This is a genomic window from Candidatus Tenderia electrophaga (genome assembly GCA_001447805.1).
GTDB classification, from domain to species: domain Bacteria; phylum Pseudomonadota; class Gammaproteobacteria; order Tenderiales; family Tenderiaceae; genus Tenderia; species Tenderia electrophaga.
Genome location: CP013099.1, coordinates 2,095,495 through 2,111,228 on the forward strand (window position 1 = coordinate 2,095,495; position 15,734 = coordinate 2,111,228).

Consider the following 15,734-nt stretch of genomic DNA (forward strand, 5'->3'; position numbering starts at 1 on the left):
TGATGCATCAGTCATGGGAATGAGGGCTTGCCGGGTCATGAGGGTGGTGCGCTCCCTTGGTGGGAATGGCCGCACCGGTGGTCGCCATGGTCAGCTTGCCGTGCTTCACCCCTTTGATACTCACCAGTTGATCGGCGAACTGCTGCAACAGGCGCGCCTTGCCCGCCACCACCAGCACCTCCAGGCAGTTGTGGTGATCCAAGTGGATGTGCAGCACCGACTTGATCTCCCCTTCAAACGAGTGCTGAATATGGGTCAGATTGCCCGATAGGTCGCGCGTGTGATGGTCATATACGATCGTGATAGTTCCCACGGTTTCCTGGTCGGATGTCCACTCCTCAGTGACGATCTGATCGCGAATAAGATCACGTATCGCCTCGGAACGGTTCGAGTAGCCCTTTTTCTCGATTTCCCGGTCAAAGCGCTGCAGCAGCTCATCCTCTATGGATACCCCGAAGCGTACCAATTTACTCATCCCTTTCTCCTAACTACATGAAAAATATGATTCTAGTATCGCAAAAATACGCGCGAGACCAGAACAATACCTTTTTATTTTTATATTTTTTCCATAAAAACCGCCAGCGACAGAAGTATGATGATTCTAATTCCATTGGCCCGCGTTATGACCATTCTAGCCTTCGTCGCTTTGTCCCTGCCAGCTGCCCCTTTTTCCATTCAATCCGAAAGGCCCCTGTCATTGTCACAGGGTGTTTAAACGCCGTTAGGCAGCGCTTTTTCAACAGGCTATACTAACCGCCCATTACGCAAATCACCCCGGGAGTCATCTAAGTGTCTGCTTTCATAGCCGAATACGGCCTATTTCTGGCCAAGACCGTCACCATCGTTATCGCGATTATCGCCATCGTCGCCGCTATCATCCTGTTGGCCAGCCGCGGGCGTGAGGGCGCTCGTGAGCACTTGGAGGTCAAAAAGCTGAATGACAAATACGAACAGATGGCCCATACCATCGAGGCTAGCACGTTGGACAAGTTCCAACTCAAAAAACGGCTTAAGCACGAAAAAAAGCAGCTTAAAGACCGTACCAAACGGCTCAAACGCGGCAACGCCGAACCACGCCAACGCGTCTTTGTGCTGAATTTTGACGGCGATATCCGCGCCACCCAGCTCGCCTCCCTGCGCGAGGAAATCAGCGCCATCCTGAGCGTCGCCACACCCGCAGACGAAGTACTTCTTAAATTGCAAAGCGGCGGCGGACTGGTGCATGCCTACGGCCTGGCCGCGTCGCAATTGATGCGACTGAAACAGAAAGACATTCCATTGATTGTTTCCGTGGACAAGATCGCCGCCAGTGGCGGCTATATGATGGCCTGTGTTGCCGACAAGATCATTGCCGCGCCGTTTTCGGTCATCGGCTCCATCGGCGTGATCGCCCAAATCCCCAACTTCCACCGTTTGCTGAAGAAGCACGATATCGAATTCGAGCAACTGACGGCCGGAGAATTCAAGCGCACGCTCACCATGTTCGGCGAAAACACGGACAAGGCGCGGCAAAAATTCAAGGAAGAGCTTGAGGACACCCATTCATTATTCAAGGACTTTATCGCTGAACAGCGCAGCTCCGTTGACGTCGACCGCATCGCCACCGGCGAACATTGGCCGGCCAAACGGGCCCTGGAAATGAGCCTGGTGGACGAGCTCAAAACCAGCGATGACTATCTGCTTGAACAAATCAACGCCAAGGATGTCTATGCACTTAGCTACTCAATCAAGAAGCCGCTGGGCGTCCGGATGGGTTGGTTCATACAGAGCACACTGGAAAAATTGCTACAAGACAAATCTCTTCCGTAGCAATACCCCTTCTTAATATAGGAAGGGGATATAGACCAGGCAATTGCAAAACCATGTTAAATATCCTTAATTGCAATTGATAAGCGCCCTGTTTCGTGCCAAACTAATTCCTGACTATTTTGATAAGTTTTTTCTGGAGGCGTTTTAGCCATGAAACTTTCAACTAAAGGACGATATGCGATCACAGCGATGCTTGATCTTGCCCTGAATGCCAATCAGGGGAATCGCGTGACGCTGGCTGATATATCGGAATTTCAAGGAATCTCGTTATCATATCTCGAACAGCTGTTTGCCCGTTTAAGGCAAACCGAACTGGTCAAAGGCACCCGTGGCCCGGGCGGCGGTTATCGCCTGGCGCGATCGCCTGACGAAATCACCATTGCCGAAATTATCGCCGCCGTCGATGAAAAGACGGGCAAAGAAAAGATGATGAAGATTGATGAACGGCATCAAAAAACCCAGGAATTGTGGGAACAACTGAGCAACTGCATCACCGATTATTTAGCCAATATCACCCTCAATGACCTGGTTGCTGGCCATAGACCCAAGGTGACCAGCGGCTCAGATAACAATGATCTCGACGCTTACGGTGTGTGGGGAAAGCGAGAGAACAACGACAAACAGACTTCAATGGCTTAACCGCCGGAATCAGGAGGTATACACGATGGCTTACAGTGAAAAGGTAATTGATCACTACGAAAACCCCAGAAACGTAGGGGCTTTCGACAAGAGCGACCAACACGTCGGCACCGGCATGGTGGGTGCGCCGGCCTGCGGAGACGTGATGAAACTGCAGATCAAAGTCAACGCCGAGGGAGTCATCGAGGATGCGCGCTTTAAAACCTACGGCTGCGGTTCCGCCATTGCATCCAGCTCATTGCTGACCGAGTGGGTCAAAGGCAAGACCTTGGACCAGGCGGCTCAGATCAAGAACAGCGAAATCGCCGAAGAACTCGCTCTGCCACCGGTGAAAATCCACTGTTCCGTATTGGCGGAAGACGCCATCAAGGCCGCCATAACGGACTATCAGGGGAAACACTGAGGCGATACCTCAGCAATACTTTGGAACAGCCAACAGCCCGGCAACTGCCGGGCTTTATGTATAAAGCGACAATGATCTCCGATTATGTCAGAGACCGTCATCTTCCATTGCAGCGGTGACGACGGTGTAATCGAGATCACCCAGGAGCGAGATCAGCGTTCGCTCTATCTGGGGAGTGGCGCCAAACAAAGCAGCATGGATCTGAGCCAACCTCACAGGCTCACGCTCTCCTACACACGGGCCATGATGGGCTGTCTTTTGTTTCATCCCGCGCCACGACAGGTCCTGCTGATCGGGCTTGGCGGCGGTTCATTAGCCAGGTTTTTTCTGCACCACTTTCGCGACTGCAGCATTGATGCAGTCGAACTGAGAGCCGACGTGGTTAAACTCGCCCATGCCTACTTCGCCCTACCCGCACAATCGAATCTGGAAATATTCACCACTGAGGCCTCACGGTTTCTAAACCAAGGCCTGGGGAGATTCGAGCATTACGATCTAATCCTAGTGGATGCCTTCAATCATGACGGCGTAGCACACTCGGTTAAAACCTTCGAGTTCATCCAGTCCTGCCGCGAGCGGCTCTCGCCCCGAGGTATCTTTACCATCAATCTTTGGGATCATCCGGCGGAAGAGATTCGACACACCGGTGCGCTTATTCAACAACTGTTCGAGAATAACACTTTGCTGTTGCCCGTCATTGATAAGGGCAATCTGATCATCCACGCCGCCAGAGACAAACGCACCCTGCAATTATCCGCTTCGTGCAAGCTGACAGCTCGCCGTCTGGAAACCGAGTTGGAAATAGATTTGAGCGGCCTGCTGCGTCAGCTCAAGCGCGCCAACCGCTGGCGCAGCCTAGGAAGATTCATGGGACGGGCCTGAAGGCCTCGGAAGAATTCTCATGCGGTACGCTGTGGCAACGTTCACAGGTCCACAGACTGAAGGACACCTTGTCATGACAGCGGCCACAGTACTCACCTTTGAGTATTTTTTCCATATTCACCGGGTTGGCCTCGTATTGGGGAATGAAGATATCGAAATGACAATTGCTACAGGTAAGCCATTCGGTATGGGCAAGGTGGGGAAAGCGGACATGGGGCATGTTGGCGGTCTGTTTCATAATGATATCCATATCCATCTCCAGCATCATCTCACCACCGAATTCGTCACCACTTAAACTGCGGCGGGGATTGATTTTGCCGCTGCGCAGGGCCTGGACCCAGTCGACCATACCGCGGCGATCCATGGGAAAATCCACCATGGCCTCAACCGGCTCCTGGAGGATCTGAATCGCTTCGTTTTCCGGGTCATGGATGCCATCTTCAGCCAAGCGGGGAGTCGAATAGGTTTCCGCCACAGCCACCCAGCTGATCGCCGAGAACAGCAAAAAGGTGATTGAACTGCGCCACATAAGGTTTCGCCCCGTGTTATTCATCAACTCCTGACGATACGAAGTTTCGTTAATGACTACAAGTGCTTTCGCCCATGTCTGGATATCGGTTTGAGCACTGTGCGGCACTATTTCCAGCGCCCGCGAACCCGTCTCGGTAATTTGGGTCAAATGCCTGAATCCCATATAATCGGCTGCATGGGCAGTCAACATTCAGGATATTGAGAATGACACTTAGCAGAAAGATCGTCTCCCTCGCAATTATCGCCGCCACGGCCGTGTTCGGCAGTTCCGCCATGGCCGCACCTTTGACACAGCAACAGTTGAACGAGCTCACACGCCACGCTCAACAGGGCGATACCCAGGCCCAATCGGATCTCGCCAATCGCTATCAGGCCGGCGACGGTGTCGAACAGAACACGGCCCAGGCCGCCTTTTGGTATACCAAGCTGGCCGAAAAAGGCGTCGCCGAGGCCCAACTCACTTTGGGATTGATGTACATTCGCGGCGACGGCATTGACCGTGACGACGAGCAGGCCCTGCATTGGCTGAACCTGGCGGCGGAACAACGTCTGGCGCTGGCCCAGTATCTATTAGGCATCGCCTATGCCGAAGGGCACGGCGTGCCCCGAGATCGGGTCAAGGCCTACATGTGGTATGAAATTGCCGCCGCCATGGACCACCAGAACGCCGTCGACGCCCGCGCGGCGCTGGCCCCACAACTGAATCAACAGGAAATAATCAACGCGGAAAAAATGGCCACCGAGTGGTGGATGAAATTCCACCACTAGGGTCTAGAGAATCAGGGAAGACTCGGTCTTAGACAGACTGAGAGGCGGCCAGCAGCTCGATCTCATGCTTGGCCTTGGCATGGCCTGATTCACCTGCCAGGCGGAACCATTCCAACGCCTTCTGAATGTTTTGCGCCACGCCCCAACCGTTTTGGTAAAGCGTGCCCACATAATACTGGGCCTCGGCATCCCCCTGGCGCGCGGCGGCCAGGAACCACTCCGCAGCCTTGTTCAAATCCCGGGCCACACCTTCGCCCTGCATGTACATCAGCCCCAGATTGAACTGGGCGCTCAATTCACCTTGTACGCCGGCCAGCTGATACCAACGCACGGCATGAGCATAATCCTGCTCAATACCTATGCCCTTGTGGTACATAAACCCCAGACTGGCTTGCGCCGTCGCATATCCCTGGCGTGCTGAGTTGCGGTACCACATTAAGGCGCGATTCACATCCTGTTCCACACCGAGACCGGTGCGGTACATATAGGCGATATTGTTCTGGGCACCGGCGTGACCCTGCATGGCGGCCTTGAAAAACCACTCGAAGGCGACCGAAGCATCACGTGCGACGCCCTCGCCGTCCAGATACATGTGCCCGATACTGGCCTGGGCTTCGGGATGCGCCAGTTCGGCGGCCTTTTGCAGCCATGCCATGGCACGTTTGAGATCCCGTTCGACGGCAATGCCCTTCTTATACATAAACCCCAAGCTGTACTGGGCAAAGGCATATCCTTGATTCGCCGCTCGGCGATACCAGTGCAGCGCTTCGCGGTAATCCACCGCGACGCCTTCACCGTAATAGTACATATCGGCAAGCGCGTATTGTGCCGCCGCAAATTCATTCTCCGCGGCCTTGGACAACCATTTCAGCGCCAGCCAAGTGTCCTGAGGCACCCCTTCGCCCTTGCTGTACATATAGCCCAGACTGAACTGGGAATAGGCATCGCCCTGCGCCGCGGCCTTGCGATACCATTTGGCCGCCGCGTCGTAGTCTTGAGTGACCTCGTCACCGTAATAGTAAGCATCCCCCAGTCGGCTTTGCTCACCTGCTGTGGCGGTTGCAAATGCCCCGTTTTTGCAGCGATAAGAGAACGCGTTCACGCGCTCCGCTTGTTGCTGCCAATGGAAACAGTTCAAATCAACGCCTGCGGAATCGAGCTGCGCGGTTTGTTGGGAGGTGATGGCGAAGGCTTGGGAACCGATGATCATCATGCCGGGGAGCACGGCGAGAGCTAACTTTTGGGCAAATTTGGTATTCACTGCGGGCCTCATAACTTTTTTGCAAATCAATCACTTCGCTCGGATTCCGAGATCGCCCCGAAATGGCGCGAGCCGCTGTTGACCTAGGCTCAAGATTAATATCGGTATTCGGCCCCAGGTCCTTTAACGAAAATGCCGCCCAAAAAGCCGGTTTCAGGCCTCAAGAAAACCACCGCCTTGCCGTCCATACGGGGGAGTGATTTTTGCCCAATCAAGCCGTACCCTGCCGAACCATTTGCAGTCACCAAGGAGCCGTTGCAAAATGTCCACCCATACCCCGCCCCGGAGACCGACCCTACTGATCATCCTGGATGGCTTTGGAATCAACCCCAGCAAGATCAACAACGGCATCGCCGCCGCCTCCACACCGCGACTGGACGACTATTTCGCACGCTATCCTCTGACCACGCTGTGCGCCGCAGGCCGGGCAGTGGGATTGCCCGACGGACAAATGGGCAACTCAGAAGTAGGACACCTGACCATGGGCGCCGGCGCGGTGCTGCGTCAGGACTTGGTGCGCATCAACGATGCCATTGAAGATGAAAGCTTTTACCAAAATCCGGTGCTCTGCGCGGCCGTGGAAAAGGCCAAGGCCCGCAACACACCGCTGCATATCGTCGGCCTGATTTCGGACGGTGGTGTCCACAGCCACATGCGTCATTTTTTCGCCCTGTTGGAGCTGTGCCGACGCCATGGCGTCACGCCCCTGTTGCACGCCATCACCGATGGCCGGGACACCGCGCCCCAGTCCGCGATTGAGTATGTCAATAAGTTGGAAGCCGCCCTGGCACGTGCCAACGGCGCAGTGGCCACGGTCAGCGGGCGCTATTACGCCATGGATCGCGACAAACGCTGGGAACGCACCGAGCGTGCCTGGCAGGCAGTCGCAAACGCCTGTGGTAGACGCGTACGTTCCCTACGTCAGGCTGTCGACGCGGCCTACGCCGCCGGCGAAACCGATGAATTCATCACCCCCACGGTATTGCCCGACGCCTGCCCCCTAAACGCCGACGACGCGATGGTCTTCTTCAACTTCCGCAAGGATCGCACCCGCCAATTGACCGCCGCCCTGGCGAGGCCCGATTTTGACGGCTTCGACCGCGGCCGATTCAGCCCCCTGCACGTCACCTGTATGACGAATTACGACAATCACTTCGATCTGCCCTATGCCTTTGCCCAGGAACAGCCCGAGGCGACACTGGCAGAGACCGTTTACCATGCCGGCCTGGCCCAGTTTCACTGCGCCGAAACGGAAAAATACGCCCACGTTACGTATTTTTTCAACGGCGGCCGGGGCGACGCCTTTCCCCATGAGGAGCGCCTGATCGTCCCCTCCCCCAGGGTGGCGACCTATGACGAACAACCGGAAATGAGCGCCGCCGCCGTGGCCGACAGCGTGATCGAAAAGCTCCGCGCTCAGCGTCATGCCTTTATCGTGGTCAACTTCGCCAACGGCGACATGGTGGGCCATACGGCCAAGCGCGAGGCCGTCATCAAGGCGGTGGAAAGCCTGGACCGGGAAGTCGGTCGGGTACTGGACATGGCGGTGAAGGAAAACTATTCGGTGATCTTGACCGCCGATCACGGCAATTGCGAACAACTGGTGGACCCCGACACCGGCGCCCCCCACACCCAGCACACCGTCAATCCGGTGCCCTGCCTGATTATCGATCAGATTCGCTGGAAATTGGCGCCCGGAGGCGGCCTAAAAGACATCGCGCCCACCGTGTTGCAACTGATGGGACTGAAACAGCCCGGCGCCATGAGCGGCCATTCGCTGCTGCTCAAGCCGGTCGATTCGTCCGCCGCGGCCTAGCCCACCGGGGCCGGGACCCTAACGGATGGTCCCCGCCTCCATGCCCGTAATGCGGGCAAAGGTCTCCGCCATCACCACCCCCAACCGGTTGGCGAACTGCTCGAAGGGATCGGGTCTGACGGTGTAGTCAACAATCTTTTTCTGCCCCACGATCTCGCGCGCCACATAACTGGCACTGCCCAGATCATCGACCAGCCCCAGCTCTACACTCTGCTCACCGGTCCAGACCAGTCCCGAAAACAAGGCCTCCTCATGCTTCAGTCGCTCACCGCGACCCGCCTTGACCACATCGATAAACTGCTGATGAATCGTGTCGAGCATGGATTTGATGTGTGCCACTTCCTCTTGCCTCAACGGCGAAAAGGGATCAAGAAAGCCCTTATTTTCGCCGGCGGTCAGCATGCGCCGCTCCACACCCAGTTTGTCCAGGGTTTCGACAAAGCCGAAACCGCTCATCGTGACACCGATGGACCCGACGATACTGGCCTTATCGGCATAGATCTCGTCCGCCGCGGCGGCGATGTAATAACCGCCTGAGGCGCACATGTCGGAGATGACCGCGTATACCGGCTTGTCGGGGTACAGGCCGCGCAGGCGCTGGATTTCATCATACACATACCCGGACTGTACCGGGCTGCCGCCCGGGCTGTTGATGCGCAGGATAATGGCCTTGGCATGGCTGGACTCGAAGGCGTCGCGCAGACTGGTCACGATATTGTCGGCGCTGGCCTCGGCATCGGCGGCGATGACCCCGCGTATTTCGATCAGCGCCGTATGCGCTTTGGTCACCGACAGCGCCCCGTCGCGCCCCGGCAGCATGGCCACCAGAAACACGACCAGGTAGGCGACGAACAAGAGCTTGAAGAAAATCCCCCAGCGCCGCGCCCGGCGTTGCTCCTTGAGTGCGCCCATGGCCAGATTGGTGATGAGCTCGCGCTCCCAGGCCTCATTGTCGCCGTTCTTTTTTGCGTCTTTCTCATCCACAATGGGGTTGCCGGTCCAAGGGTCCTGCTCACCCGATCGATTATTGCCATCTTGCATCACTCGGTCCTTTCTAAGCTATGCGTTGTCGGCCAGCCACGTTGCCAGCGCCGTAGCACTGTCCACGCAGGCCAGCGGCGCGAAACTTTCTAGGCGCTGCGGTTCATGGGCGCCATACGTGACCGCCAGTGCCTCGGCGCCGGCACGGCGCGCCATTTCCAAGTCGTACTCTGTATCGCCCACCATCAGGGTACGCTCGGGCGCCACATCCAGATCCGCCATGATCTCCCGCAACATCATGGGATCCGGTTTGGAACAGGTTTCATCGGCGCAGCGGGTGGCATGGAAATAGCGTTTGCAGCCGGTATGGTCCAACGCACGATCCAATCCTTGGCGGCTTTTACCCGTCGCCACGCCAAGCCAGAGGCGGCGCCGCTCCAGCGCTTGCAGTATCTCATGAACCCCGTCGAAGAGCACTTCTGGCAGGGGACACGCAACCAGAAAGTGATGGCGGTAGCGCTCAACAAAATGGGGCGCGTGGTGCGGCTCCATGGTGGGATGCAGGGTATTAATGGCTTCCTGCAGGCCCAGTCCAATGATGTTGCGGCATTCGGCGTCACTGCGGCGCGGCAAGCCCACATCCCGCCCCGCCGCCTGCAGCGAGGCCACAATACGGGCGGCGGAATCCATCAGGGTGCCGTCCCAGTCGAATACGATCAAATCAAATTTTGCGGACATGGACGATTAAGTTAACCTTTCCAGAACTGCTTCTAAGGACTCATCCAACGGCGCGGTCACGGTGAGCCGGCCGCCCTCCCAAGGAAATTCGAGGCGGTAAGCATGTAGAAACAGCCTTTTAACACCATATTCGCGCATTTCCTTGTTGAACACCTTGTCGCCGTATTTGTCGTCACCGGCCAAGGGATGCCCCGAATGAGCGGCATGGACGCGGATTTGATGGGTGCGGCCGGTGAAAAGTTCCACCTCCATCAGGGTCGCGCGCTTAAATCGCTGCTTAGGCGTAAAGCCGCTGGCCGCCGCCTTGCCGTCGGCGCTGACTCGCACCATGCGCTCGCCGGAGCTAACGCTGTTCTTGCGCAGCGGCGCGTCGATCACTCGACCATCGCCGCGCCACTTGCCCTGGCAAAGGGCGAGGTAAAGTTTTTTCACCTCCCCCTGGCGCAAGGCCTCGTGCAGACGCCGCAAGGCGGAACGCTTCTTGGCAATCAGCAGACACCCCGAGGTGTCACGATCGAGCCGGTGCACCAGCTCCAGACCGCGGCACTCCGGTTTGAGCGTGCGCATGGCCTCGATCACGCCATAGCTGATGCCGCTGCCACCATGCACGGCGATCCCCGACGGCTTGTTGAGCACGATCAGGGCGTCATCTTCGTGGAGCACACCACGCGCTATGCGCGCCAACACCCCGCGGCCCGGCTCGACCGTCGGCTTATCCGCCAAGCGCATGGGCGGAATACGGATCACATCGCCGCTTTGCAACCGATAGGGAGGCTTCACCCGGCCCTTGTTGACGCGCACCTGGCCGGTGCGCAGCAGCCGGTAAATCATGCTCTTGGGCACGCCTTTGAGCACACTCAGCAGGAAATTGTCGACGCGTTGGTCGGCGCGCTCGGCGTCGATTTCGATCATTTGCACACCCTGATGTGCATTTTCCGAAAAATCAGTCATTTATAATCACTTTTTAAGCCTGAAACATATTTCCAGCGGGAGGGTAACATGATATATTCTGGAGGTGGTGCTCGGCGGGCGACTGCATTCTACAGGATGCCTTTTCATCCCTACCGCGCCTACGTTGCAATACCGAGAGTGCAAATTTTGAGCCTTAGCGTGAAAGTCACGACGACGAACCAATCTGCGCACGGTATTGTCAAAAAACACTTACAACTGCCAATAGTTACGCTGGCAAAGGAAACAAATTTTATCACTTCATGAAGGTTTGCCAAATTTTCATGAAGTTGCGCAAATAAGCGCGGGGCCCGTCAGGGCTGACACAACTAGCAGTATTGACGCGAAATTAAACGAACATTGGCGTACCCGTGGTACACGGGCAGCTGAATGAACCCTGTCAGTCGACAGCAGGACCGAGCAGGTCGAGCATTAACGAATTCGAACCTCACCCGGGCGCCGGAACGGCCCCGGGTGACAGAGTAGCGAAAATTAGCGACCCGCGAGCGTCACCGTCCTCCGGACATGTGACATCCATGCTGCGCTGCAGTGAATTGCACGAGTTCCTTCAGTCTCCGCCCGCCTGTAATACGGGGCAGACGCCCAGGAGACAGTTAAAAATGAGAAGAATGTTAATCAACGCAACCCAGAAAGAAGAGTTGCGTGTTGCCCTCGTCGACGGCCAGCGCCTCTACGACCTCGATATCGAACTTCCCGGCCGGGAACAGAAAAAGGCCAATATCTACAAAGGAAAAATCACCCGCATCGAACCCAGCCTTGAAGCCGCCTTCGTCGACTTCGGCTCGGAACGCCACGGATTTCTTCCTTTGAAGGAGATTGCCCCCGATAGTTATGCCAAACAGCCGCAGGACGAAAACCGCCGCCCCAATATCAAGGAGATTCTGAAAGAGGGCCAAGAGGTCGTGGTCCAGGTGGATAAGGAAGAACGCGGCAACAAAGGCGCCGCCCTGACCACCTTTGTCAGCCTGGCCGGTCGCTATCTGGTATTGATGCCCAACAATCCGCGCGCCGGCGGCGTATCGCGCCGCATCGAGGGCGAGGATCGCAGCGAGCTGCGCGAGGCCATGGCGGCCATGGAGATCCCCGAAGGCATGGGCGTGATCGTGCGTACCGCCGGGGTGGGCAAAAGCACCGAAGAACTGCAATGGGACCTGGATTACCTGGTGCGCCTATGGCAGGCCATCGAAAAGGCCGGCCAGGAGCGCGCCGCACCCTTCCTGGTGTACCAGGAGAGCAACCTGATCATCCGCGCCATCCGCGACTATTTCCGCCAGGACATCGGCGAGATCCTGATCGACGCCAAAGAGGTGTACGACTACGCCCAGGACTTCATGACCCAGGTGATGCCGCACAACAAGAAGAAGGTGAAGTTCTACGACGACAGCGTGCCCCTGTTCTCGCGCTACCAGGTGGAGAGCCAGATCGAGACCGCCTTCCAACACGAGGTACGCCTGCCCTCCGGCGGCGCCATCGTCATCGACCGCACCGAGGCGCTGGTCTCCATCGACATCAACTCCTCGCGCGCCACCCAGGGCGGCGATATCGAAGAGACCGCCCTCAACACCAATCTGGAGGCGGCCGATGAGATCGCCCGTCAACTGCGTCTGCGCGACCTGGGCGGCCTGATCGTCATCGACTTCATCGACATGACCCCGTCACGCAACCAGCGCGAGGTGGAAAACCGCCTGCGCGAGGCCCTGAAGATGGACCGCGCCCGCGTCCAGGTGGGGCGCATTTCGCGTTTCGGCCTGCTGGAGATGTCACGCCAGCGCCTGCGTCCGTCGCTGGAAGAATCGATCCAGACCACCTGTCCGCGCTGCAAGGGCGAAGGCTCGATCCGCAATGTGGAATCCCTCTCTCTCTCCATCCTGCGCCTGATCGAGGAAGAGGCGATGAAAGAAAACTCGGCCCGCATCGAGGCCCAGTTGCCACTGCAAGTGGCCACCTTTCTGCTTAATGAAAAGCGCAATTCAGTGAGCGAGATCGAAGCCCGCCACGGAATCCACGTGGTGTTGCTACCCAATCCGGCACTGGAGACGCCCAATTACGACGTCAGGCGGGTCAAGGGTGACGACCTCAGAGACAGTGACGCCACCAGCAGCTATCAAATCATCAAGGACATCGAACCGGAAGAGGAAACCTCAAGCAAGCGCCAGGCCTACGCCGAACAACCCGCGGTCAGGAGCGTGCAGCCGGCGACGCCGGCGCCGCGTCCCACGCCCCCCGCCTCCAGCAATGTCTCAGAAGCGCAACGTAATGCCGAGGCCGGCTTTATCAAGCGCATGTGGAACACCCTGTTCGGCAACAACACCCCTGAAGCCACCCAGGAGGAAGAACAAACGGCGCGATCTTCTGACAAGCCGTCGCCGCGCCGCGCCAGTCAATCGCGCGGCGGCAGCGGCCGTGAGCGTACCTCGTCACGCCGGGGCGGGAGCCAAGCGCGCGGCCGCCGCGGCGGCCGCAAGCAGGATGACGACAAACCCCAAAGCAGCGCCACTGCCGCATCTGAGGCGAGCACCGAAGCACCCGGCGCAGAGGCGACCGAGGGTGAAAAGCAGCAGCGCCCGGCGGGGGAAAGCCGACGCGGTCGTCGCGGCGGCCGGCGGCGGCGCAAACCCAGCGGCAGCAAGCCGTCGCAGCAACGGGACGGGACGTCAAGCAGCGGCGACCCATCTAACGACAAGCCGACAAAGGCGGATTCCGACAAACCTCAGAAAACCGCCCCCAACGACGCCAAGCCGAACTCGGCGGATGCCAAAGCCAAGCCCAAGCGCCGTTCTCCCCAGACAACGGAGGAAACACCTAAGGCGACTGAAACGTCCCCGCTCGCCGCGGAGCGACCCAAGCCGGCTGGCGACGTTGCCGAAGCAGGTCCCACTCAGACCAAATCTGACCACCCCCCACGCGACGCTAATAATGCGCCCGCTAAAGGCGACGCGCCTCCCAAGGCTGAAGCCAAACCGGTGGTAGACCTCAAACCTAAGGCGCCCGAACCGGTGCAGAAAAGTATGGATCTACCGGCGCCTGCTGAAGAAAGGAAGGAGACACCCCCGCCGGTCACCGCGGAAAAGCGCGGCGTCCACGAGTAGTCGATACAGCGTCACCCAAACCCAAGGGCCGGGGCACATTGCTGTGCCCCGGCCCTTTCATTCTGGGGTGATCAAGAGAGGCGCGCGTCAGAGATGGCGGGCGCGAATATCGTCAAGCAGGCCGAGGGACGCCGCTTCGATCAAATCCAACACCCGCTCAAAGCCGCTCTCGCCACCGTAATACGGGTCGGGCACCTCGCGCACCGGCTGATCCGCCGCGAAATCCAGAAACAGGCGCAGCTTTGCTTCCTGGCCGGCGGGGCAAATCATTTCCAGGCGCTCAAAATTGTCCCGGTCCATCGCCAATACATAGTCGCAGCGGTCAAAATCCTCCGCCGTCACCTTGCGCGCCCGCAAGCGCTCGAGATCAATGCCGCGTCGCGCCGCCGCATCGCGGGCGCGGGGGTCGGGCGCTTCACCGACATGATAGGCATGGGTGCCGGCCGAATCCACGTCGATGAGATGGGACAGGGATTCATCTTCAATCATTTTAAGAAACAGTCCGTGGGCGGTCGGTGAACGGCAGATATTGCCCATGCAGACGAATAAGACTTTAACCATGACAGGGACCTGCGAATTAATCTATACTTTCACTCAGATATTTTTCCAGGCTATTATAACCTGGCACGAATAAGGTAAAGCAACATGCAGAGCCATTCCATTAATGTCGACAATCTGCGCAACCTGATCGGACAGGAAGTCGATTATGACGGTCGGCGTTGCAAGATTATAGAGATCCTTGAAGATATTCCAGCGCTAATCCTGCAGCACCACGACCCCTCTACCACCATCCAGGCGGACCAACATGGCGAAGCCCATCGCAAGGTGCCGGGCACCATTACCCTGCCGGTGGTGGACCGCGAAAGCGGTGGCCTGCATCCCGCCTTCAGCGATCTAAACGTTTCTCATCTGCTTTAAATTCGGAGCGTACACGCGCCAGGTCGGCCTCGGTGTCGACGCCCGCCACGGCACAGGCTTGGGCCTCGGCGACGTGAATCTTATGGCCGTGCCATAACACCCGCAGCTGTTCCAGCGATTCCATCTTTTCAAGTTCGGTGACCGGCCAGCTGACGTACTGGCGGATGAACCCGGCGCGATAGGCATACAAGCCGATGTGACGGTAATGCACCGCCTGCTGCGGCAATTCTTCGGTGGTTACCGAGAACGCATCCCGGTCCCAGGGAATGGGGGCGCGGCTGAAATAAAGGGCGTAGCCCTCGCGATCGCTGATCACCTTGACGCAGTGGGGGTCAAACAGCGCGCCGGCGCTATGGATTCGCTCCATTAATGTGGCCACACTGGCCGCTCCATGCGCTGCAAGATTTTGGGCCACCTGGTGAATCAATGCGGGCGGCATCAAAGGTTCATCGCCCTGTAGATTGACCACGATGGCGCCATCCTCCAGGCCGATTTTGCCCACCACTTCCGATAAGCGTTCGGTGCCGGAGCCATGCTCCGCCAAGGTCATGCACACCTCGGCGGAGAAGCCTGCAGCCGCCTCTGCCACACGCGCATCGTCGGTGGCGATAATGACCCGATCCGCGCCGCTCTCACGGGCCCGTTCGTAGACGTGTTGAATCATGGGTTTGCCGGCAATATCCAGCAAGGGCTTGCCGGGCAGACGCGTCGATTGATAACGCGCCGGAATGACCACGGTGAACCGCACTACTCGACTTCTTCCAGGCTCATGCGCCGCGCCTCGTCCTCGAGCATTACCGGGATGTCGTCGCGGATGGGGTAGGCCAGCCGGTCGGCCCGGCAAACCAATTCATTCTGTTCCTTGTGATATTTCAAGGGCCCCTTGCACACCGGGCACACCAAGATATCCAATAGTTTTCTATTCATATG

Annotated in this window: 16 protein-coding genes and 1 pseudogene; 8 read left to right on the forward strand and 9 right to left on the reverse strand. The window is 57.8% G+C overall.

Annotated features, from left to right (window positions below; all coding sequences use genetic code 11):
• Positions 1-73: 73 nt before the first annotated feature.
• Positions 74-475, reverse strand: a pseudogene (locus Tel_09605) (nickel-responsive regulator).
• Positions 476-789: 314 nt separating this feature from the next.
• Here Tel_09605 and Tel_09610 point away from each other — a divergent pair.
• From Tel_09610 to Tel_09625, 4 genes are all read left to right on the forward strand, one after another.
• Positions 790-1,809, forward strand: coding sequence for a hypothetical protein (locus Tel_09610; GenBank protein ALP53386.1), 1,020 nt, complete (start codon positions 790-792; stop codon positions 1,807-1,809).
• A gap of 150 nt (positions 1,810-1,959) precedes the next feature.
• A complete protein-coding gene (locus Tel_09615) occupies positions 1,960-2,448 on the forward strand; it encodes a hypothetical protein (GenBank protein ID ALP53387.1) in 489 nt (162 codons plus the stop codon).
• Positions 2,449-2,473: 25 nt separating this feature from the next.
• Positions 2,474-2,851 carry a scaffolding protein gene (locus tag Tel_09620; GenBank protein ALP53388.1) on the forward strand — a complete coding sequence of 126 codons (378 nt, stop codon included), beginning with the start codon at positions 2,474-2,476 and terminating at the stop codon, positions 2,849-2,851.
• A gap of 84 nt (positions 2,852-2,935) precedes the next feature.
• Positions 2,936-3,733: a hypothetical protein gene (locus tag Tel_09625; protein ID ALP53389.1), complete on the forward strand. Its 798-nt coding sequence runs from the start codon at positions 2,936-2,938 to the stop codon at positions 3,731-3,733.
• Here Tel_09625 and Tel_09630 read toward each other — a convergent pair.
• Positions 3,717-4,262, reverse strand: a complete 546-nt coding sequence (locus Tel_09630; GenBank protein ID ALP53390.1) for a hypothetical protein — start codon at positions 4,260-4,262, stop codon at positions 3,717-3,719. The two genes, Tel_09625 and Tel_09630, sit on opposite strands and share 17 nt — an antisense overlap.
• 206 nt (positions 4,263-4,468) lie before the next feature.
• On the opposite strand from Tel_09630, the gene Tel_09635 reads away from it, so the two are divergent.
• The gene (locus Tel_09635; protein ID ALP53391.1) at positions 4,469-5,032 is read left to right on the forward strand and encodes a hypothetical protein; all 564 of its coding nucleotides are present in this window, start codon (positions 4,469-4,471) and stop codon (positions 5,030-5,032) included.
• Positions 5,033-5,060: 28 nt separating this feature from the next.
• On the opposite strand, the gene Tel_09640 is transcribed toward Tel_09635, so the two are convergent.
• Positions 5,061-6,293 (reverse strand): hypothetical protein, encoded by a 1,233-nt coding sequence (locus tag Tel_09640; protein ALP53392.1) that lies wholly within the window; start codon positions 6,291-6,293, stop codon positions 5,061-5,063.
• Positions 6,294-6,555: 262 nt separating this feature from the next.
• On the opposite strand from Tel_09640, the gene Tel_09645 reads away from it, so the two are divergent.
• Complete coding sequence (locus tag Tel_09645; GenBank protein ALP53393.1) at positions 6,556-8,109, forward strand: 2,3-bisphosphoglycerate-independent phosphoglycerate mutase; 1,554 nt, start codon at positions 6,556-6,558, stop codon at positions 8,107-8,109.
• Between the two features lie 18 nt (positions 8,110-8,127).
• Here the strand turns inward: Tel_09645 and Tel_09650 are convergent, their stop codons facing one another.
• The 3 genes from Tel_09650 to Tel_09660 form a co-directional block, all read right to left on the reverse strand.
• Positions 8,128-9,096 (reverse strand): peptidase S49, encoded by a 969-nt coding sequence (locus Tel_09650; GenBank protein ALP54810.1) that lies wholly within the window; start codon positions 9,094-9,096, stop codon positions 8,128-8,130.
• A 72-nt stretch (positions 9,097-9,168) separates the two neighbouring features.
• The gene (locus tag Tel_09655) at positions 9,169-9,828 is read right to left on the reverse strand and encodes an HAD family hydrolase (GenBank protein ID ALP53394.1); all 660 of its coding nucleotides are present in this window, start codon (positions 9,826-9,828) and stop codon (positions 9,169-9,171) included.
• A 6-nt stretch (positions 9,829-9,834) separates the two neighbouring features.
• Entirely contained in the window at positions 9,835-10,779 is a 945-nt protein-coding gene (locus Tel_09660; protein ID ALP53395.1) for a 23S rRNA pseudouridylate synthase, read from the reverse strand.
• 626 nt (positions 10,780-11,405) lie between these two features.
• Between Tel_09660 and Tel_09665 the strand changes: the two genes are divergently transcribed.
• Positions 11,406-13,886 (forward strand): ribonuclease E, encoded by a 2,481-nt coding sequence (locus tag Tel_09665; protein ID ALP53396.1) that lies wholly within the window; start codon positions 11,406-11,408, stop codon positions 13,884-13,886.
• Positions 13,887-13,973: 87 nt separating this feature from the next.
• Here the strand turns inward: Tel_09665 and Tel_09670 are convergent, their stop codons facing one another.
• Positions 13,974-14,423, reverse strand: coding sequence for a phosphotyrosine protein phosphatase (locus Tel_09670; GenBank protein ID ALP53397.1), 450 nt, complete (start codon positions 14,421-14,423; stop codon positions 13,974-13,976).
• Between the two features lie 108 nt (positions 14,424-14,531).
• Here Tel_09670 and Tel_09675 point away from each other — a divergent pair, with 108 nt between their 5' ends.
• Complete coding sequence (locus Tel_09675; protein ID ALP53398.1) at positions 14,532-14,804, forward strand: hypothetical protein; 273 nt, start codon at positions 14,532-14,534, stop codon at positions 14,802-14,804.
• On the opposite strand, the gene Tel_09680 is transcribed toward Tel_09675, so the two are convergent.
• A complete protein-coding gene (locus tag Tel_09680) occupies positions 14,773-15,552 on the reverse strand; it encodes a 3-deoxy-manno-octulosonate cytidylyltransferase (protein ID ALP53399.1) in 780 nt (259 codons plus the stop codon). The genes Tel_09675 and Tel_09680 overlap by 32 nt on opposite strands.
• Entirely contained in the window at positions 15,552-15,731 is a 180-nt protein-coding gene (locus Tel_09685; protein ID ALP54811.1) for a tetraacyldisaccharide 4'-kinase, read from the reverse strand. The genes Tel_09680 and Tel_09685 overlap by 1 nt, the downstream gene beginning before the upstream one ends.
• Positions 15,732-15,734: the final 3 nt, after the last annotated feature.

Excerpts from the sequence above, each read along its gene's own strand:
- Tel_09660 (ALP53395.1), bottom strand. The coding sequence starts at position 10,779 with ATGACTGATTTTTCGGAAAATGCACATCAGGGTGTGCAAATGATCGAA.
- Tel_09615 (ALP53387.1), top strand. The coding sequence starts at position 1,960 with ATGAAACTTTCAACTAAAGGACGATATGCGATCACAGCGATGCTTGAT.
- Tel_09675 (ALP53398.1), top strand. The coding sequence starts at position 14,532 with ATGCAGAGCCATTCCATTAATGTCGACAATCTGCGCAACCTGATCGGA.
- Tel_09630 (ALP53390.1), bottom strand. The coding sequence starts at position 4,262 with ATGTGGCGCAGTTCAATCACCTTTTTGCTGTTCTCGGCGATCAGCTGG.
- Tel_09685 (ALP54811.1), bottom strand. The coding sequence starts at position 15,731 with ATGAATAGAAAACTATTGGATATCTTGGTGTGCCCGGTGTGCAAGGGG.
- Tel_09665 (ALP53396.1), top strand. The coding sequence starts at position 11,406 with ATGTTAATCAACGCAACCCAGAAAGAAGAGTTGCGTGTTGCCCTCGTC.
- Tel_09620 (ALP53388.1), top strand. The coding sequence starts at position 2,474 with ATGGCTTACAGTGAAAAGGTAATTGATCACTACGAAAACCCCAGAAAC.
- Tel_09645 (ALP53393.1), top strand. The coding sequence starts at position 6,556 with ATGTCCACCCATACCCCGCCCCGGAGACCGACCCTACTGATCATCCTG.
- Tel_09635 (ALP53391.1), top strand. The coding sequence starts at position 4,469 with ATGACACTTAGCAGAAAGATCGTCTCCCTCGCAATTATCGCCGCCACG.
- Tel_09625 (ALP53389.1), top strand. The coding sequence starts at position 2,936 with ATGTCAGAGACCGTCATCTTCCATTGCAGCGGTGACGACGGTGTAATC.
- Tel_09670 (ALP53397.1), bottom strand. The coding sequence starts at position 14,423 with ATGGGCAATATCTGCCGTTCACCGACCGCCCACGGACTGTTTCTTAAA.
- Tel_09655 (ALP53394.1), bottom strand. The coding sequence starts at position 9,828 with ATGTCCGCAAAATTTGATTTGATCGTATTCGACTGGGACGGCACCCTG.